Source organism: Paenibacillus ferrarius, assembly GCF_002027705.1.
Lineage (GTDB): Bacteria > Bacillota > Bacilli > Paenibacillales > NBRC-103111 > Paenibacillus_E > Paenibacillus_E ferrarius.
Window position 1 is genome coordinate 29,802 of record NZ_MBTG01000014.1, and the last position, 18,125, is coordinate 47,926.

The window sequence follows — 18,125 nt, forward strand, 5'->3', positions numbered from 1 at the left end:
AGGTAATTTGTTATGCAAACCGTTTCTTTAGGACGGAAAGCGTTTCTTGCAGTTACATATACTTTTTTATGTTTACTGGCTGTATTGTGTTTGTTCCCACTCATTCATGTACTTGCGATTTCGTTCAGTTCATCCAGTGAAGCTTCAGCTGGTTCTGTTAAGTTTTGGCCTGTAGATTTCACAATTCAATCGTATACATATATTTTGCGTAAACCGGAATTTCTTCGATCTTTTGTAGTGACGATTGAACGAGTGATTATCGGAACATCGGTTAGTATGATACTAACTGTTTTAATGGCTTATCCTTTATCAAAAGAACCCAAAGTATTTAAACTTCGAACTTATTACGTTTGGTATTTTGTTTTCACGATCTTGTTCAGCGGTGGATTGATTCCTTGGTACATGACGATCAAATTTACGGGGCTGCTTAATACAATTTGGGCTTTGGTTCTGCCAGGTGGTGTCGCTGTTTTCCATATCATTCTATTGTTGAATTTTTTTCGCGGATTGCCTAAGGAACTTGAAGAAGCTGTTTTCATAGATGGTTCAGGACATTGGGGTGCTTTATGGAAGATTTATGTTCCGCTTTCTATGCCTGCTCTAGCCACGATCGCTCTATTTACGATTGTGCATCATTGGAATTCATGGTTTGATGGTTTGCTTCTCATGAATTCACCGGAGAAATATCCGTTATCCAGCTATTTGCAAACGATAATTATTGATAATAATCTCGCCAATGTACGGGATGAGGATGTATCGTCTTTGGTGGCGGTATCAGATCGAACGGCCAAAGCAGCTCAAATATTTCTGGGTGCTCTACCGATTCTCTTGATTTACCCTTTCTTGCAAAGATTTTTTGTTAAAGGGATCATTTTAGGGAGTGTAAAAGAGTAGAAAATGTAGTCATATGGAGGAATTACGATGCCAATAACTAACACATCGATCATCAGGGGAGCTGTGGTCGGATACAGTAAAGCGTTTAATATGGGACAACTGCATGGCGAACAGATGAATCAAGCAGGGTTAGAGTTTGCTGCTGTTTGTGAGATTGACGAAGCTTGCCTGAGTCAGGCAAAAATCGATTTTCCGAATATCCAAACATTTCAAACGATAGAGGAACTGCTGGCACAACCGGATATCCAACTTATTACGATCATAACACCGCATCATACACATGCAGAACTTGCAATGAAAGTGCTGGAAAGCGGTAAACACTGCATATTGGAAAAACCGATGTGCATTGATACGGAAGATGCAGAAGCACTTGTGCGAAAAGCGAAAGAACATGGTGTCATGCTATCCGTTTATCATAATCGTCGTTGGGATGGATGGTATCTGACTTTGCAGGATTTGATCCAAAAAGATTTGCTCGGCGAGATATTTTCAGTAGAAATGTTCATCGGTGGTCACGGACACCCTGGATATTGGTGGCGATCCGACAAAGTAGTCTCGGGAGGCGCTTTCTACGATTGGGGCGCCCATTATATCGATTGGCTGCTGGGTATTGTGCCTGGAAAAGTGAAGTCGATTCGCGGTTTTGTACAAAAACGGCTATGGCATGATGTGACCAATGAAGATCATATGGAAAGCATTATTGTGTTTGAAGGCGGGGCGGTCGCCAACGTGCAAGTATCTTCCATCGCCCGCGCTGGCAAAGCGAACCGACGCATATTGGGCACAAAAGGCGCGGTCATAAGCAATCATAACGAGAATTATTTGAAGCTATATACGGATTTAAACGGTGTCAAGATCGAGAGCAAAGTTCCTCTTATGAAGGATACATGGGATAACTATTACCAGAACATTGCGGATCACCTGTTAAACGGCGCGGAGCTGATTGTGAAACCCGAAGAGGCTCGACGTATTATCGCTGTGCTAGACACGACGGCCAAGTCGGCAGCAGTAGATCGGGAACTGCCAGTGCCATATGAATAATAATTCATTTTGAATGATTAGCTAGGGAGATGTGTGAAAATGACTAAAATTTCAGTAGGCCTGCAACTGTATACATTACGTGAAGAAACGAAGGAGGATTTTTTGGGAACGTTGCATGAAGTTGCCGCGATGGGCTATAAAGTGGTGGAATTTGCCGGATATGGCGACGTTCCAGCCAAAGAAATGAAGAAGGTACTGGATGACCTTGATTTAACGGCTTCTTCTAGCCATACCATAGGGCTGAAATTTGATATGGAGATGAAGGAGATATTTGCGCTGCTTGATAAGCAAATGGAATATAATCTGACGATCGGAAGCCGTTACTTGATTTCCTCGTGGTCAAAGCTAGCAATGATGAATTCAAAGGAAGAGATCGTCGCTTTTGCGGCGAAGCTGCGGGCCATTGGCGAACGCTGCAAGCAAAATGGGCTGCAGTATTGTTACCACAACCACGATTTTGAATTTGTCAAAGTAGATGACCAGTATAAGCTGGATGTCTTATATAACGCTGTCGAAGCTGACCTGTTGCAAGCTGAGTTGGATTTATACTGGGTGCAAAAAGGCGGTCTCGATCCGAAAACGTACCTACAGTCCTACAAAGGCCGCTGTCCGCTTGTTCACGTGAAGGATATGGCCAATGATGCAGAGCAATCGTTTGCCGAAGTTGGCCGTGGAATGATCGATTATCCGTCGATTTTCGCGGTTGCTGCGGAGGTGGGAGTGAAGTATTACATCGTCGAACAGGATATTTGCAAGAGACCAGCGCTTCAAAGTGTCAAAATGAGCTTCGACTATTTGAAATCGCTAGGCATTGCTTAGAACTTGCGGATTAAAGGAATGAAGTCTCATAAATTAACGCCAAGGAAGTGAATAAGATGGTTCGATCCATGTATGAATACGATGTAATTGTCGCAGGCGGCGGACCGAGCGGAATTGCAGCGGCGGTGGCTGCCGCACGAGAAGGAGCGAAAACGCTCCTGATTGAGCGGTACGGATTCCTCGGCGGAGCTGGTACGGCTATGATGGTCAACCCGTGGATGTCTTATTGGGCCGGAGACAACAAACAAGTGCAAATCATTTTCGGTGTTTTGCAAGAACTGATTGATGGCATGACAAGAATGGGAAAGTACGGACATCCGATGCAGAAGACTGCGTTTGATCCGGAAGCGCTGAAGGTGGTAGCGGAACGACTTTGTCTAGATGCCGGGGTAACGCTGTTGTATCATACATTTCTTGGTGACGCTCGAATGGATGGGAGCGGGTCAGTCATCCAGAGCATCACAGTTGCAAACAAGGCGGGCCTCGTTGACCTCAAGGCGCGTATTTATGTAGACGCGACGGGAGATGCTGATCTGGCGGCGTTCGCCGGTGCACAAGTAGAAAAAGGCCGAGAAGTCGACAGCTTGAGCCAGCCTATGACACTTAGCTTCCGCATGGCCAACATCGATGTTAGCCGTATGCCGGAGAGAAGCGAAATCACGCGGCGATACCGCGAAGCCAAAGCTCGCGGTGAAATCGATTGTCCCCGTGAAGATGTGTTGTGGTTTTACGCCAATCAGACCGGTGTTATCCATTTCAACTCAACCCGTGTCATTCTGAAGGATGCCACGAATCCTTGGGAGCTTACAGAGGCTGAAACCGAGGGCCGCCGGCAGGTTCAGGAATTTGTCCGGTTCTTGACCACAACGATCGAAGGATTTGAACATGCGTATCTCCAAACAACAGCTCCTCAAATTGGCGTAAGGGAATCACGCAGAGTTGTTGGCGAATATATGTTGACGGCCGAAGAACTTCTTCAGGGCTGCAAATTTGACGATGTTATCGCACGTGGTGCTTATCCTGTCGATATTCACAATCCGAATGGGGAAGGTACTGTCATCAAGGAGCTGAATCCCGGTGAGTGGTATGAAATTCCGTTCCGCTGTCTCCTGCCCAAGAAAATAGAAAATTTGTTGATTGGGGGAAGGCCGATCTCTGCCACACACGAGGCACATTCGGCTATCCGCGTCCAACCGATCGCAATAGCCATCGGACAAGCGGCCGGAGCCGCAGCTGCATTGTGCGTACGCGATAATAGGAGACCGCGGGAACTGGATGCAGGGAAAGTACAGGAAGTATTGACACGACAAGGAGCGAAACTCGGAGTTGAAGTGAGCTGAAAATGAGCTGACAAACGCTACGTATCCATTCATATGAAAGAAACAACAGGGTGTAATCCGAACCTGTTGTTTCTTTTCGTGCCACGATAGATTTGACGGGGACGAAGGGAGGGCAACCATGAAAATCGAGTGGCGCATTCGACAATTTTCCATATTCCCGAAAATTATTATTGCATTTCTATTGATTATTTTACCTATTTACGTACTTAGCTTGGTAATGAACATTTCTGGTGAGGCAAGTGTAAGAGAAGAGATCTCTATGTCGATGAAGTCACGAGTTCATTTCTATCTTAATTCTTTTGAGTCGGAAATGAACCGTCTAATAAAATTAAATAGAGAGTATTCTTTTGATGAGGATTTAAGAAACTTGAGTACTATAGCACCAGGGATGAATGAATTTGATCGTGTGAAAGCGATCCTTAGTTTGCAAAATAAATTATTGCTCATGAAAAACTCCAGCCTTTATGTGGCAGACGTAAAAGTTTATATTCCGTTGCTAGAGAGGACAATACACGCGAATTATTATGGTGATGAATTGCCTTTAGAAGAACTACAAGTACTCGAGAATTTTCCCGACAATCACACGTACCCGTTCATATATTGGCAAAACCGCTTGCTGATAAGTGAGCTGTACCCCAAGCCTATTACTCCAAATAAAATGCCGTTTTTTGCTAGCGAGGTGGAATTATCAGAAAATGAAATTAAGCAATCACTTCTGCAAGCCTCCCATACAAGTCAAGGTGGAGCTGTTTTAATGGATCCAAGTCAAAGCTGGTTCATTGCAAATGATCAAGATTTGAGAATGGTTCCCAAATTGAAAGAATTCCTGATGCGAAAGCCGTTTCAAGAGGAACGTATTGGACAAGGCTATCTTGAAATGGAGCGGAAAAACTATTTAATAACCTATGAACGTTCACAATCGCTGAATACGATTTTTATGGTATATGTACCGGAATCTCAGATTCTTGGACCATTGAATACCTATCGCCATTGGTTTTTGACTTTATCCATTTCGTCTGTTTTATTTATAATTTTATTCTCAGCTTGGATTTATCGGCAAATCCACCAACCTTTGCGCAACATGGTGATTGCATTCCGAAAGGTAGAAGCTGGAAACCTTGGAATCACGATAAAACATAAACATAACGATGAATTCGATTATTTATATAAACAGTTTAATGAAATGGTGAACAGGCTTCAAATGATGATCCATGAGGTATATGAAGAGAAAATCAGGTCGCAACGTGCAGAGTTAAAGCAGCTGCAGTCGCAAATCAATCCGCATTTCCTATACAATAGTTATTTTGTCCTCTATCGGATGGCAAAGAGCCATGATATTGACAATGTGATTCGGTTTACGAAACATTTGGGCGACTATTTTCAATTCATTACGCGTAACGCTCCCGATGAAGTATCTTTGGAGCTGGAAATAAAGCTTGCCAACGCATATGTTGAAATTCAAATGATTCGTTTTTCCAACCGTATGGAAACCAAATGGCACGATCTATCTAACGATTGTAAGGACTTAAAGCTTCCGCGCTTGATCCTGCAACCGATTATTGAAAATGCGTATAACCATGGTCTGGAACACAAATTGAAAGGCGGTAAAGTGGAAATTAAGCTAATGCAGCATGCCGGCAATCTTTGTATCAGCATTGAAGATAATGGGGAAGGACTCAGTGACGAAGCATTGGAAAAAATACACGTGAGTTTACTGTCTTCCTATAACATTGGAGAAACGACCGGCTTGCAAAACGTTCATGCACGACTTCAATTGAGGTTCGGATCTGACTCCGGTCTGTCTGTTTCAAGAGGACAAATGGGCGGATTACGGGTTGAAATGAAATTTCCAATCAAAAAGGGTGAACATGATGTACCGATTATTGATAGTTGACGATGAACCTGTTATTGTGAACGGCCTAGTGGAGCTTTTTAGTGAACCAAATCATTTGGATTTAGAGATTTATTGGGCATATTCGTCACTCGAGGCCGTAGAGCGATTAACCAAAACAAAGATGGATATCGTATTATCGGATATCCGTATGCCACTTAAAAGCGGACTTGAATTACAAAAGGAAATTATGTTGCAGTGGCCTCGTTGCAAGGTCATTTTTCTTACCGGTTATAATGATTTTGCACATGTTCAAGAAGCGATGCGTAATGGCAGCGTTGATTATGTGCTCAAGACCGAAGGGGATGAAAAACTGCTGGAAACTGTTGAAAGGGCAATCGCAAGCTTGAAGAAAGAGGTCGAAATCGATCATTTGATACAGGAAGCCAAAAGACATATTCTTAGGGCACTGCCTTCTTTGCAGCAGGAATTTCTTTGGGATTTGCTGCAAGGGGATCCTTATTCGTTACAGACCATGCTTAAGCAATTTAGTGATTTGCAGATTAGACTCGATGCCGATGCTTCCGTTTTATTAGTGCTCGGACGAGTCGATAACTGGAAGCAGGACATCAGTCCTTCCGATCGGTTGCGATTGTTATATGCGATTCAAAACATTGCTGAAGAGTACATGTCCGTATCATCGTCCGTGTTTTCTATTGTATACGATCGAAGTAAATTGGTTTGGTTGATCCAACCACAAGTTCAAGGCAATTCAAGTGAGAACTATATCGAAGAAGCGTGGAAACGTACCATTCTGTTTATTCATGGCATGTTGGAACTGCTTCAATCTACTTGCAAAGATTTGCTTAATTTGCCTATCTCTTTTGTTGCGGCCAGTGAACCTGTTGCTTGGAGAGGCACTGCTGAGAAATTTGAAGCTTTAAAATCCGTATTTAGCCAAGGCTTTGGGATGAGTACAGAACTGTTGTTGATTGAAAATGACTTATATCATCACGATCCACTAAATACGATCGTATCCAACGGGCAAGTACGTCTTCATCTAAAAAAACTTGAGTTCTTGAAGAGTTATTTGGAAAACGGTCGTAAGATTGAATTCTTTGAGCTATATTTGGACTTCATGAACATAATAACTGTTTACCCTTCACATGCAGACAGCTTGAAAATGGAAATCTATTACTCGCTGTTTTCCATGTTTCTCTCTCAATTAAATCGTCATGGCCTGCAAAATGAAATGCACAATAAAGTAGACATCAATAAACCTGATCAGTTAGAACATAATTCGTGGGATGAGGTCATTGCTTATTTTTCGAATTTAGCAGAATTTCTTTTTGAACATCAAGTAAATGAACTGAGGGTTAAAGGAAATGAATATATCACGAAAGTGGAAGGGTACATCAAACAGAATGTGTCTGGGGACCTATCGTTGGCATGTATCGGAGAGGCGGTTGGTTTGAATCCATCTTACCTTTCTCGGCTTTATAAACAGGTTACGGGCCAAGGGCTATCTAGTTTAATTACTGAAGTTCGAATGATGAAAGCCAAAGCCATGTTACAAGACAAAAAATATAAAATTCATGAAATTTCGAAGCATGTAGGCTTTGTTTCCGATCATCATTTTTATCGATTTTTCAAAAAAGCAATGAATATGACCCCTCAGGAATACCGCGAATCTGTAAATTGATTTATTGAGTTGGTTGTTCATAATAAGCCAGCGCGCCGATTGAGCATCGGCACACTGGCTGCATAGCTTTATACATCTCTTAGAAGTTTGGAGCCAATCTAATCAGTTTATCCGGAGTGCCGTCACCGTTTTTATCGCCATTGTTGCTGGTAACGAAATAAAGCGAACCGTCCGGCGCTTCGACAATATCACGGATGCGGCCGTATTTGTTTACATACAAATAATTGAGATTATTGTTATCGATTGTTGGCTTGCCGTTCTGCTGTCCGATCACCATACGAATGATCTGTTTGCCTTTTAAATTGGCGACAAGCAGATTCCCGGCCCAAGGTCCTTTGGTTACAAAAGTGATGCCAGAGGGTGCCCAGGTTGTGCCATTAGCATAAATAAGCGGAGGCGTAATGCCTGGGTGATTCTGATCATCGCCCTCATATTTGGGCCAACCGTAATTGTTGCCAGGTTCAATGAAGTTAATCTCGTCATGGGAGGCCTCGCCATGCTCCGACTCAAATAGGCGGTTCGTTCCGGGCTGCCAGGCGAATCCTTGAGGATTCCGGTGTCCTCTGCTATAGATCGGAGATGAGGCACCAAACGGATTGTCGCTTGGAATCGTACCATCCAAATTTAGGCGGAACGTTTTTCCTCCAAGGAAAGTCAGTGTATCGTCTTTGTTCCCGTAGTTGCCGTCACTGAAATACAGTTTCTTGTCTGGACCAATTTTCAAACGGCCGCCGTTGTGGTAGACCGCACCTGGAAGATCAGTAATAAGAACCTTGTCAAGGGTAGCTGTGTTGTTATTTTCTATAAGGCGAACGACCCGATTTGCTACTTTATTGTCGGAGGTTTTGTAGGAATGGTAGATATACATGTAATGATTAGTAGCAAAATCGGGATCGAGCGCTAGCCCCAATAATCCGCCTTCACTCTTAGGCATGTAGTAAAAAGGCGAGCCTAGAGTAATAACCGGCGTTGATTTCAATTGCCCGTTCACAACGACACGAATTCTGCCGCTGTTGCGTTCCGTGAAGAAAATTCGTCCATCTGGTGCAAAAGCGATAGCCCATGGCGTTTCCAGATTGCTTGCGACAACTTCTGGCGTATAAGGATCGGAAGAGGCAGGGTTAGTTTTGACAGACAACGCTTTGCTTGCCGCGGAAATATTTCCTGCTAAATCCCTTGCTTTTACAGTGAAAGTATATGTGGTATTAGCCGTAAGACCTGTCACATTGAAGGATGTAGCAGGCGTGCTGCCGGCTAATACGCCATTGGTATAGATGTCGTACTCATAAACGCTTACATTGTCTGTTGATGCCGTCCAGGTCAAATTAACTGACGATGAGGTTTTGCTTGAGCTTGCAAGATCTGTCGGGGCAGTTGGGCTCTCTGTATCGGATTGATTGGTCGTTTTCACCGTTAGAGGCTTGCTGGCATTGGAAATATTCCCCGCCGCATCTTTGGCTTTCACAGTAATCGAATAGGTGGTATCTGGCGTCAAGCCGGTAAAGGTATAGGAGGTGTTCGTTACATTCGCTTGCGTCAATACATTGTCTTTGTACAAGTCATAGCCCTTCACGCCAACATCGTCCAGCGATGCGGTCCAGGATATGTTAGCCGTTGTATTTGTTACACTGTTTGCCTGCAAGTTTGTTGGTTCGGTTGGGGGGAATACATCACCAGTAGCATTTACTTTCACTTTGTCAAAAGTGGCTGTGCTTAACTTAGAGGCATCATGGCTGGTGACCGCCAATCCTACATACAACGAGGCACTCATGTTTAAAGTCAAATTGCCCAAATCGCCCCAGTTCAACCCGTTGTTGGATACATATCCTTTGATGACGCTACCTTTGCGTTCCAACTTTACCCAGGCTGGGCTCGTCGAAGCAATCTTCACGCTTTGGGAAGTTCCGCCTGTTTCCGTCCGGTACTGAAAGGTGAATCCGTTGGTAGGAGTCAATAGTAAATCGACATGTTTGGAATCAGCTTTGAGCGTTTCCCTTATCATGATGCCTGCCTTGGCGAAATCGTTCGAGTTTGTTTGAGAAGAGACAAGTGCAATAATGGCGCCGTCTCCCGTCCAAGGCTGATACACATAATTGAACTGATCTGATTTCCCCCAAATGTCTGTGCCTGCGCCGCTTACGGAAAATTGGTCCGTGCCCGGATCGTAAGAAGCCGTGCCTGTCATTGCTGGCGAACCAATATTTTGCTGCTTCCACGGATTCGGTACAGCTCCTGCCGCAGTTACTGCCTCAACCCCTGCCTGGGCGAAGCCTGATATAGGCAATAGAGTGAGTAGCAAACAAATGCTGAGACTTAAAGCCATAATTTTGCTTCGTGTAATCATAAATACACTTCCTTTTTAGTTTTTGGAATGACAGTAGGGGATGGTTTTGACAAAAAACGAAATCCTCCTTCCTTAAAATTAAACCGCTTATACTTTCAATTTCCACTTTACCACATTTGGTAAAAAAAGGGGCGTAATTCCGAAAATAAAATTAAAAATTTTATGCACATAAATCAGCTTAGGCAATTTCACCGCATCCGACTGGCATACGATCGCCAAAAAATAACGCCATATAACGTCACTTCCTGTAAAAAGGAGGCGACGTTATATGGCGTCATCTTTAGGTCTTAATCAGCTCTTTGGCATGCTGCTTACCAGCTGCAAGAAAACTGTCGCTGAGTTTACTATCATTCACTGACCGGGCCAGCACTAAAGTTCCGACCATCGTACTCAGCAGTGCGCTGCCTATGGCTGTGTCTACTTTCGCCACCTTGGAAATAAAGTCAATCATTCGCTCCAACTCATGAGTGAACACCTGCCGAACTTCATCGGAGGAGCGGGCAATTTCACTGGAAAGGGCAGGGAGGATGCAGCCCATCTCTGTTTTATCGCGATGATAAGAGCTTAAGTAATAATCAATGACGGCATTGATTTTGGGAGCGGCATTCTCCTGATCAGCGACCTCCTGTAAAAATGAAATTGTATCGTTAATCGCATAGCGACAGGCTTCGGCGACCAACTGCTCTTTGTTGTCAAAGTGCGCGTAGAACCCTCCATGAGTCAGCCCAGCTCCTTTCATAATGAAAGGGACGCTTATGTCGCGAATCCCATTCGTACGAAAAGCTTGAGCGGCACTTTCAATGATCTTGCCTCTAACTTTTAACTTATGGCCTTCAGGATAAGGCATCGCAATCACTCCGTTACTTATAAATCCATCTTAAAATATTATAGTCATCATAATAAAAGGTGTCAATTGTTCTTGAAGCTATTGACGGGTTTAAAATATGATGATTATAATATATTACGAACATCATATTTTGAAAAAGCATTCAGGGAGAGGGAGAGATTGAACAATGAAACTTAAAGCAGGTTTATTTATTGGAATTGCCGTCGTAGTTATTGCAGGAGGTGTCCTTCTTGCTGCTAAAGGCAAAGATGCCGTTAGTCAGGCGGAGAGCAGAAAACAAGGCGTGCTTGAGGCGGAGCAAAAAATGGTCGTGTACGATAAAAGTAAAGGGACAATTGTTAAAATCAACGCAGCCGCAGGCGATTCCGTCAAACAGGGAGACATTCTATTCCATGTGAAATCAGCCGATGGCGCAGAGTCGGACATACTTTCGCCGGAAAATGGGGTGATTAGCAGAATCATGGCAAAGCCAGATGATCAGCTTGCGCCAGGTATGCCGGTTGCCGTTGTCCAAAAGACCGGCTATTATGCGGAACTGTATGTGCAGGAAGAGGAAATTCACAAGCTTGATGTCAATAAAAGTGTTCACGTTCGTTTCCCATATCTGAAGCGATCTGCTCAAGTGGATGGCGTTGTCGCTTCGATCTCAGCCGCTCCTCAATTTGCCAATTTGCGCATGACGAGAGAGAGGGGGCAAGCTGATTTAAGCATGTTTCTTGTCAGAATTGCCGTCAATTCAAACACTGATCTTCTTCCAGGTATGACAGCGGAGGTGGACCTTGATGAAATCGCTGATTGAGGAGTGGAAGTACGTAGTAAGCAGCAAATTTCTTCTTACAATCTTTATCGGTCCGCTGATTGCCGCTTTGTTTTTTGGGTTGATGTTTTCGAAAAACCAAATCAGCAAATCGCCGGTTGTTGTGATTGATGAGGACCACAGTGCTTATTCGCGGCAGCTGATTTCGAAAATGAACGCGTCCCAATATATGAAAGTTACGAATGTATTCGCGGGCCGCATGGACCCCGATACCTTGTTGGCCAACGAGCAGGCTGTAGCGGTCATTGTGCTTCCTGAACAACTGGAGTTGCGTAAGCTGCAAGGCAAGTCTTCGAATATTGGGATTCTAATGGATAACACGATGCCCTCAGGGCTAATGGGTATCCGCACCGCCATTCAAGAGATCATCACAACAGAAAATACGACTCTTTCCATGACACGACTGGGGCAAAATGGGATGGATGCGGAAACTGCCAAAGGGCTTATATCTCCGTTATCACTTCAGCAGCGAATGCTGTTTAATCCGACGACAAGTTATGTAAGTTTTATGGTTCTTGGATTTGTGAATATAATCGTGCTAATGATGACAACCAGCGCAGCAGGATCGATTGCGCCGCGTCTTCGCAAAGAAGGGAAGCTGCTTGCAAACGGCGTATCGCCTTTCCATCTATGGGTTCGCAGCGTTCCTTACGCTGTTCTGAGTACATTCTCTTTAATCCTAAGCTATGGGCTATTAAAGCAAGTAGGCAATATGCGGTTTGAGGCAGAGCCTTATGTATTTATAATCCCATTGCTGGTTTATTCTTTTGCCTTGTCTCTTATGGGGCTATTGATTGGTTATACGGCCAAAGATGCGGCCAAGGTGGGTTTGCGAACAAGTCTTGTGTTGTACCCATCGTTTTTGGCTACAGGGATTCAGTTGACACCGCTTGCGTTTCCCATGTTTTTTCAGGTCATCGCATGGGCGCTGCCAATGAATTGGCTTAACCGCTTAATACGCGGAATGGCATTTCGGCATGGATCGCTGACAGCCTACAGTCTGGAGATAGGTGCATTATTAATCATTATTGGCGTTGCGTCCTTGTTAATCGGATTGTTGATGCTTCGTGAAGTGCGTAAAGCGAATTCTCCCCTTGAGCAGCGTGCAGATTCAGGAGTTTTATCCGTTAGCAGCTAAAACGGAAGTGCCAATGACTTGCTGATAAGAGACAAGAAAACGACTGATATAACCCTCAGCCTACTGCTGTGGGTCTTTTTTTATCGTGAAGAGGTTGACAATAACTAAACTAACGTAATAATATAATTTTACGTAAAAATAATTTTTTATGGAGGTTTAACCGTATGGAAGTATCTAAAGGAGTAGAAATGCTTCATCTTGATTTTCAAGGGCATATCATTCACCCAACTCTTTTGTGGGATCAAGAAATGGCCGTTTTAATAGACACCGGATTTCCAGGACAAATTGAAGATTTACGCGCAGCCATGGAAAAGGCAGGCGTGCCATTCGACAAACTAAAAGTTGTGATTTTGACACATCAGGACGTGGACCATATAGGCAGTCTTCCTGAAATATTGAAGGAGCGTGGCATTGATATTAAAGTATATGCACACGAATTGGATAAGCCGTATATTCAGGGAGAGATGCCTCTCATCAAAGACGGGCACCTTGAGAATCCCCCAAAGGGCAAAGTGGATGAAACCTTGATCGACGGTCAGGAACTGCCGTTTTGCGGCACAATTCGCGTCATCCATACTCCTGGGCATACTCCCGGTCATATTAGTCTTTACCTAGAGCATAGCAAGACTCTCATTGCCGGGGATTCGATGTACAGTGTAGACGGGATTCTCGGAGGAGTTCATGTTCCGACCACACTGGATCTGAATGCAGCTCGTCTTTCTTTGGAAAAATATATAGACCTTGATATTGCATCCGTGGTTTGTTATCACGGGGGATTGTGTCATGTTAATATAAAAGATCAGATATTAGCACTTAGCCAAGGAATATGATTTATTTGCACGGTCTAAGCGAGCATCAGAAGTAATCAGCAAAATATGGTATCCTGCGCTCTATCAGCTTCTCCAACAGCTCGATAGTCGCCCGTTGTGCTTGAAAGCGGCCTACCTGGGCCAAATATGCCGGACGTTTATAACCCATCAGCATCGTCGTCAGCGTCTGTATATCGAAGGCCGCCTCCGGATTGCCGCCACCCTCCACTAATTGTCCGCGACCTTGTTCATCCACTTTCAGCGTGAATTTACCCTGATTCCACTCCAACATCGGATCGTGCAGGGTAAAAGTCAGCTGGCATTCCGTGGTCTGGGGCAGAAACGGATACTGCTTCACGAAGCGGTGAATATCGACAATCCGCGCCATATAGTAGGGCGAGATCGTCTCCTTAATATCGCTGTCTTCCAATAGGAAAGCGAGTGGCTCTGTGGTGTATATATGGCCTTTGACCCGCGTTATCATCGAGAAATGGGCGCTGATGAAATTCCACAGCGCCGCTCGCGCCTCTCCATGCATATACACCATGACCTTCAAATGAAAGACTTCTTCGGCAATCCAATAGAGCAGGTAGCCTTGCGGCTGCTGATCTTCGTCATAATAGACCGCTACGGTCAGATCATCCAGATCCCAACGCAAATGTTCTTCCCATGCCAACTCGCTCCGCAGCATCGCACCATGATGATTCAGCGCGAAACGGCGGTACACTTCGCGAATATCCGGATGATCGATCGAGAGCCGTTCCACATTGCCAGCCACAGTCTTCAGCTTCGGCAGCTGCGTATCCTTTACCTCGAATGAGATCTTATCGGAAATGATCTCCCAGCCTTTGCGGCGGTAGAACGGAATCGAATAGGGATACAGATAAGATATCGATTGCTGCCGTTCACGCATATTGGCAAGTGCTGTGCGCATCAATTGGCTCATCAATCCAAGATTCGCATATTCCGGGTAAGTTCCAACACCGGTTAAACCGCCCATATCATAGATCTCCCCAAAAATATTTACCTGGAACGGATACACCGCCAACTGGGAAATCAGCTTATCGCCATCGAACCAACCTAGTACGTCGGCCTGCTTCAGTACAGGAAGCTTCGCCTGAGCAATCTCGCGGTTTTCCCAGCCGAACGTATGCAGATCATGATTCGTCACCTGAAATACATAGCGAAGCAGATCGTTGAATTGCTCTCCATGTTTTGGCTCAACCTTCTTCATCTTCAGTCTGTCTTGAAGTTTCTGCCGACTCATAGCTTTCTCCTTCACATCTTGTCATTACCGTTATTATGTAGTAAATCAAAGCCATTTTATGAATGGAAAATTGGGAATGGAGAAAGCTCCATAATTTACCTTGAAAAAGTAATTATCATAAAAAAGTTTCTTGTTGCGCATATTAATTATGTGCTTTTCTCCAGTACAAATAACTATTTAAAAGGAGTCATAAATGGCAACTCAACAATCCAATCAAGCAAACAATCAAGCTACTAACGCAGTATCACAGTCTCAATTAGCTAGTAATCAAGCAGCCACATCAGCTAATAATGAAGCAGCTACCTCAGCTAATAATGAAGCAGCACAAGCCCAAACTACTAGTTCTAGTTCTTTGAATATTTCTGAGCAAGAGCAAGAACAAGAAGAAGAATAGGATTATGAAAGCAAAAAAGCCACCAGCGTTTAATTGGTGGCTATCGGATGAATAGCACATTGTCCGTATCAAGTCCGCGTAAATCGCGGGCTTTTTTAGTTTTAGGTTGCTTGGAACGATAGCACCTCAATAAACGAGGCTGCCGAAACACACGGCAGCCTCATGAAGTTAACGAGAGATAAGTTAAGATTTCTTTATGGTGTAAAATCCGAATTGTTCAATTTCATCAATAGCCTTACGTCCAAATGATTCAATTAGCTCATCGGCTCTGATTTTGCTTCCACCTAGTGTTAACCCGTCCCAGCGTACAATTCTACCGTCCTTAACCAAATAATAATCATCCATATTATAACCTCCTAAATTAAAGTTTTTGGAAATCTCTGTGCGCTAGCATACGCAGAGTATTAATCTGCCTACCCGTATTTTAGCACAATCTTCAAAGGAAACATAAGGAGTCTTCACGCTTGCAGCAACACTTTTATTAAAGCAGCATCTACATATAAACATGAAACATCCTGGTTTCCTTCCAAAAGAAGGAATTTTTATCTCTTTTGTTGAAAATTGATTGAGATAATTAAGAAAAACGAGAGGTGTTCCTTTTGCAGTCGCAACCGGCAAGTCATACTGATAAGCGTCTACAAACAACCCAAGGTCCTGTAGTTCAAGCGAAGGAGGCTAGCAAGTCTAAGATAGGTTCCGGTAATCCTATGTCGCCTTTATCGCCGTCTCATATCCTGCAGCTCCAAAGAACGATCGGCAACCGCGCCGTCGCCCAGCTAATGAAGTCAGACAAACCTGCGCCTTCCCCGTCACAAACAGCTATCCAGCGTTATGTCACTGTCGACGAAGCGGGAGAAGATCACGTAAGTATGCAGGATGCGATGAGCAACGTTACCAATCTGAATGGGAAGGAAAAGTCGAAACTGGCCTTATGGGTCAAAGATACGGAGGATAAAGGCAGATATGCTACTTGGGGTGAACTGGAAACGGCAATTAAAGTGAAAGAAGCCCAAATAGATCCGAAGACGCTGCCAGACCCCAAATTTACAGAGATGAAAAAGGTGCTTTTCATGCATGCAAGCAGGCATGCTGAAAACCTTGAGAATACCGAAACCATGTACAGAGCTATGTGCAAAGCCGAGCTAGAGCAATTCGTTGAAAATGGTGGACTTACTTCAAGACTGAACAATAAGGGAAATGAAACCGGGCAACAATTCGTTTCCGATAATTTGGAGTATTCGAAGAAATTAGCATTCGCTGATTGGAAAGAGGGATTCGCCAAGAAGGACGCCCAAATGATGGACAGTTATAAGTATATGGTAGAGCTGCATTATGTTCGAGGAACCATGGGAGAGCTGATCGGTTCCGATGATGTGCGTGTCGGCAGCGGCGACAACAAATCGCAGGAATTATATCCCGATGTGAAACATCAAGCTAAGGATGAACACGGGGTAGCAATCGTGAAGTCGGAACCACTTAAGGGTGGGGGGCGAGCAACCAACATCGGATTCCAACCACGCACGAGAGATAAAGATACAAGGAGCGCTACGAACAGTAAACTGGTTTATGCGGTTCTTGTTGGGCAAATTGACGGCGCTCAATAAGAAGATCGAATTGCTTGAAGGAAATGGAAGGGGCTATCATTGATATAAATTCGCTTGATAACTTCACTGACAGCTGCTGTCAGTGAAGTTGCTTATAATAAAAATATAGAACACCTTTCTTAAAGGAGGAATACCAATGTCTGCATTCAAAATGGAGCATAAAAACCCGGAGGGTTTATTCTCATCCCCAGCATTTAGTCAAGCGATTACCGTAAGTGGAAAGGCAAAAACAATCTATATAGGCGGACAAAATGCCATTAATTCAACAGGAGAGCTAGTTGGAGTTGGTGATTTGGAATTGCAAACAAAGCAGGCGCTTAATAATATCGCAACTATTCTAGCTTCTGAAAATGCAAGCTTCGCCAATCTGGTTAAACTCAATATCTATTTAGTTAGTGGAAGCGACCCGCGAATTGGTTACAAAGCATTCCAAGAGGTGGCTGGTTTATTAGTTAATCCACCTTTGGTCACCGTTCTATTTGTTTCGGAATTTGCGCGTCCATTTTGCCTTCTTGAAATAGATGGAATTGCTGTCATTGAAGATAAAGACTAAAGCAATAAAACTTGGATAACACTGCAAAATGTGATCTTTAACTCCAGTATTTCTCTATGATCGCATCACGTCCAGAATATATTCGTGATTCTTTATAATACTTTGGATTCTTCCGATGGTAGTTCTGGTGGTATTCTTCAGCTGGATAAAATACAGAAGATCTTCTATCCCGGTGACAATAGGCTTATCGAACCTGCCGCTTTTTCCTAGTTCTTCTTTAGATTTTACGGCTAGCATACGTTGTTCTTCATTATGAAATAAGATAGCAGCTCGATATTGGCTTTTACGATCGTTACCTTGTCCAGAAGCATCAGTGGGATCAATTTGCTGCCAATACAGCTCTAGTAATCTTCCCTTATGAAAAACTGCTTGAGCTGTATTGGCCGCAGATAGATCCTACTGATGATGAAGGACAGTACATTGACCGTGGTAGCCAGTATCGTACTGCCATTTTTTATCACAATGAAGAGCAGCATAAGCTTGCCCTCAAGTCGAAAGAAGAGCTTGGGAATAGCGGACGTTTTGATAAGTCGATTGTAACGGAGATTAAACCGGCAATGGTATTTTTTCCTGCTGAGGAATACCACCAGAATTACCACATCAAGAACCCCAAGGCGTATAAGGAAGAACGGAGTACCTCTGGACGTGATGTTTTTGCTGCTCAATATTGGAAGAAATAAAAGAAATGCCATCTGTCCTATAATGGGATGGATGGCATTAGCAAA

General features: G+C 43.8%; 17 protein-coding genes and 1 pseudogene. 13 read left to right on the forward strand and 5 right to left on the reverse strand.

Annotated elements, in window-relative coordinates; translation table 11 throughout:
- Positions 1-12: 12 nt before the first annotated feature.
- From BC351_RS16620 to BC351_RS16645, 6 genes are all read left to right on the forward strand, one after another.
- Positions 13-894 carry a carbohydrate ABC transporter permease gene (locus BC351_RS16620; protein WP_079413867.1) on the forward strand — a complete coding sequence of 294 codons (882 nt, stop codon included), beginning with the start codon at positions 13-15 and terminating at the stop codon, positions 892-894.
- A gap of 27 nt (positions 895-921) precedes the next feature.
- Positions 922-1,935 (forward strand): Gfo/Idh/MocA family protein, encoded by a 1,014-nt coding sequence (locus BC351_RS16625; protein WP_079413868.1) that lies wholly within the window; start codon positions 922-924, stop codon positions 1,933-1,935.
- 39 nt (positions 1,936-1,974) lie between these two features.
- Positions 1,975-2,754, forward strand: coding sequence for a sugar phosphate isomerase/epimerase family protein (locus tag BC351_RS16630; protein ID WP_079413869.1), 780 nt, complete (start codon positions 1,975-1,977; stop codon positions 2,752-2,754).
- A gap of 56 nt (positions 2,755-2,810) precedes the next feature.
- Positions 2,811-4,094 (forward strand): FAD-dependent oxidoreductase, encoded by a 1,284-nt coding sequence (locus BC351_RS16635; RefSeq protein WP_208629745.1) that lies wholly within the window; start codon positions 2,811-2,813, stop codon positions 4,092-4,094.
- A 118-nt stretch (positions 4,095-4,212) separates the two neighbouring features.
- Positions 4,213-5,988 carry a sensor histidine kinase gene (locus tag BC351_RS16640; RefSeq protein ID WP_079413870.1) on the forward strand — a complete coding sequence of 592 codons (1,776 nt, stop codon included), beginning with the start codon at positions 4,213-4,215 and terminating at the stop codon, positions 5,986-5,988.
- On the forward strand, positions 5,966-7,627 hold the full coding sequence (locus tag BC351_RS16645) for a response regulator transcription factor (RefSeq protein ID WP_244209064.1): 1,662 nt from the start codon (positions 5,966-5,968) through the stop codon (positions 7,625-7,627). The genes BC351_RS16640 and BC351_RS16645 overlap by 23 nt, the downstream gene beginning before the upstream one ends.
- Before the next feature lie 79 nt (positions 7,628-7,706).
- Here BC351_RS16645 and BC351_RS16650 read toward each other — a convergent pair whose 3' ends face one another.
- Both BC351_RS16650 and BC351_RS16655 read right to left on the reverse strand, forming a co-directional pair.
- A complete protein-coding gene (locus BC351_RS16650; protein WP_079413872.1) occupies positions 7,707-9,971 on the reverse strand; it encodes a PQQ-dependent sugar dehydrogenase in 2,265 nt (754 codons plus the stop codon).
- 280 nt (positions 9,972-10,251) lie between these two features.
- Positions 10,252-10,818 (reverse strand): TetR/AcrR family transcriptional regulator, encoded by a 567-nt coding sequence (locus BC351_RS16655; protein WP_079413873.1) that lies wholly within the window; start codon positions 10,816-10,818, stop codon positions 10,252-10,254.
- A gap of 166 nt (positions 10,819-10,984) precedes the next feature.
- Here BC351_RS16655 and BC351_RS16660 point away from each other — a divergent pair, with 166 nt between their 5' ends.
- The 3 genes from BC351_RS16660 (at position 10,985) to BC351_RS16670 (ending at position 13,603) form a co-directional block, all read left to right on the forward strand.
- Positions 10,985-11,617 (forward strand): biotin/lipoyl-containing protein, encoded by a 633-nt coding sequence (locus tag BC351_RS16660; protein WP_079413874.1) that lies wholly within the window; start codon positions 10,985-10,987, stop codon positions 11,615-11,617.
- Positions 11,601-12,773: an ABC transporter permease gene (locus BC351_RS16665; RefSeq protein WP_079413875.1), complete on the forward strand. Its 1,173-nt coding sequence runs from the start codon at positions 11,601-11,603 to the stop codon at positions 12,771-12,773. The genes BC351_RS16660 and BC351_RS16665 overlap by 17 nt, the downstream gene beginning before the upstream one ends.
- Before the next feature lie 164 nt (positions 12,774-12,937).
- On the forward strand, positions 12,938-13,603 hold the full coding sequence (locus BC351_RS16670) for an MBL fold metallo-hydrolase (RefSeq protein ID WP_079413876.1): 666 nt from the start codon (positions 12,938-12,940) through the stop codon (positions 13,601-13,603).
- A gap of 25 nt (positions 13,604-13,628) precedes the next feature.
- Here BC351_RS16670 and BC351_RS16675 read toward each other — a convergent pair whose 3' ends face one another.
- Positions 13,629-14,849: a GNAT family N-acetyltransferase gene (locus tag BC351_RS16675; RefSeq protein WP_079413877.1), complete on the reverse strand. Its 1,221-nt coding sequence runs from the start codon at positions 14,847-14,849 to the stop codon at positions 13,629-13,631.
- A gap of 193 nt (positions 14,850-15,042) precedes the next feature.
- Between BC351_RS16675 and BC351_RS16680 the strand changes: the two genes are divergently transcribed.
- A complete protein-coding gene (locus BC351_RS16680; RefSeq protein ID WP_079413878.1) occupies positions 15,043-15,243 on the forward strand; it encodes a hypothetical protein in 201 nt (66 codons plus the stop codon).
- A 183-nt stretch (positions 15,244-15,426) separates the two neighbouring features.
- Here the strand turns inward: BC351_RS16680 and BC351_RS42265 are convergent, their stop codons facing one another.
- A complete protein-coding gene (locus tag BC351_RS42265) occupies positions 15,427-15,588 on the reverse strand; it encodes a hypothetical protein (RefSeq protein WP_158082112.1) in 162 nt (53 codons plus the stop codon).
- Positions 15,589-15,842: 254 nt separating this feature from the next.
- Between BC351_RS42265 and BC351_RS16685 the strand changes: the two genes are divergently transcribed.
- Positions 15,843-16,847, forward strand: a complete 1,005-nt coding sequence (locus BC351_RS16685) for a hypothetical protein (RefSeq protein ID WP_144028425.1) — start codon at positions 15,843-15,845, stop codon at positions 16,845-16,847.
- Between the two features lie 136 nt (positions 16,848-16,983).
- Positions 16,984-17,400: a RidA family protein gene (locus BC351_RS16690; protein ID WP_079413880.1), complete on the forward strand. Its 417-nt coding sequence runs from the start codon at positions 16,984-16,986 to the stop codon at positions 17,398-17,400.
- A gap of 54 nt (positions 17,401-17,454) precedes the next feature.
- Here BC351_RS16690 and BC351_RS16695 read toward each other — a convergent pair whose 3' ends face one another.
- The gene (locus BC351_RS16695) at positions 17,455-17,739 is read right to left on the reverse strand and encodes a peptide-methionine (S)-S-oxide reductase (protein WP_425270930.1); all 285 of its coding nucleotides are present in this window, start codon (positions 17,737-17,739) and stop codon (positions 17,455-17,457) included.
- Positions 17,740-17,747: 8 nt separating this feature from the next.
- On the opposite strand from BC351_RS16695, the pseudogene BC351_RS16700 reads away from it, so the two are divergent.
- Positions 17,748-18,080 (forward strand): annotated as a pseudogene (locus tag BC351_RS16700) (peptide-methionine (S)-S-oxide reductase MsrA); the annotation flags it as partial.
- Positions 18,081-18,125 lie beyond the last annotated feature (45 nt).

Excerpts from the sequence above, each read along its gene's own strand:
- BC351_RS16650 (WP_079413872.1), bottom strand. The coding sequence starts at position 9,971 with ATGATTACACGAAGCAAAATTATGGCTTTAAGTCTCAGCATTTGTTTG.
- BC351_RS16630 (WP_079413869.1), top strand. The coding sequence starts at position 1,975 with ATGACTAAAATTTCAGTAGGCCTGCAACTGTATACATTACGTGAAGAA.
- BC351_RS16635 (WP_208629745.1), top strand. The coding sequence starts at position 2,811 with ATGGTTCGATCCATGTATGAATACGATGTAATTGTCGCAGGCGGCGGA.
- BC351_RS16665 (WP_079413875.1), top strand. The coding sequence starts at position 11,601 with ATGAAATCGCTGATTGAGGAGTGGAAGTACGTAGTAAGCAGCAAATTT.
- BC351_RS16620 (WP_079413867.1), top strand. The coding sequence starts at position 13 with ATGCAAACCGTTTCTTTAGGACGGAAAGCGTTTCTTGCAGTTACATAT.
- BC351_RS16670 (WP_079413876.1), top strand. The coding sequence starts at position 12,938 with ATGGAAGTATCTAAAGGAGTAGAAATGCTTCATCTTGATTTTCAAGGG.
- BC351_RS16680 (WP_079413878.1), top strand. The coding sequence starts at position 15,043 with ATGGCAACTCAACAATCCAATCAAGCAAACAATCAAGCTACTAACGCA.
- BC351_RS16645 (WP_244209064.1), top strand. The coding sequence starts at position 5,966 with ATGTACCGATTATTGATAGTTGACGATGAACCTGTTATTGTGAACGGC.
- BC351_RS16640 (WP_079413870.1), top strand. The coding sequence starts at position 4,213 with ATGAAAATCGAGTGGCGCATTCGACAATTTTCCATATTCCCGAAAATT.
- BC351_RS16690 (WP_079413880.1), top strand. The coding sequence starts at position 16,984 with ATGTCTGCATTCAAAATGGAGCATAAAAACCCGGAGGGTTTATTCTCA.
- BC351_RS16655 (WP_079413873.1), bottom strand. The coding sequence starts at position 10,818 with ATGCCTTATCCTGAAGGCCATAAGTTAAAAGTTAGAGGCAAGATCATT.
- BC351_RS16625 (WP_079413868.1), top strand. The coding sequence starts at position 922 with ATGCCAATAACTAACACATCGATCATCAGGGGAGCTGTGGTCGGATAC.
- BC351_RS16660 (WP_079413874.1), top strand. The coding sequence starts at position 10,985 with ATGAAACTTAAAGCAGGTTTATTTATTGGAATTGCCGTCGTAGTTATT.
- BC351_RS42265 (WP_158082112.1), bottom strand. The coding sequence starts at position 15,588 with ATGGATGATTATTATTTGGTTAAGGACGGTAGAATTGTACGCTGGGAC.
- BC351_RS16675 (WP_079413877.1), bottom strand. The coding sequence starts at position 14,849 with ATGAGTCGGCAGAAACTTCAAGACAGACTGAAGATGAAGAAGGTTGAG.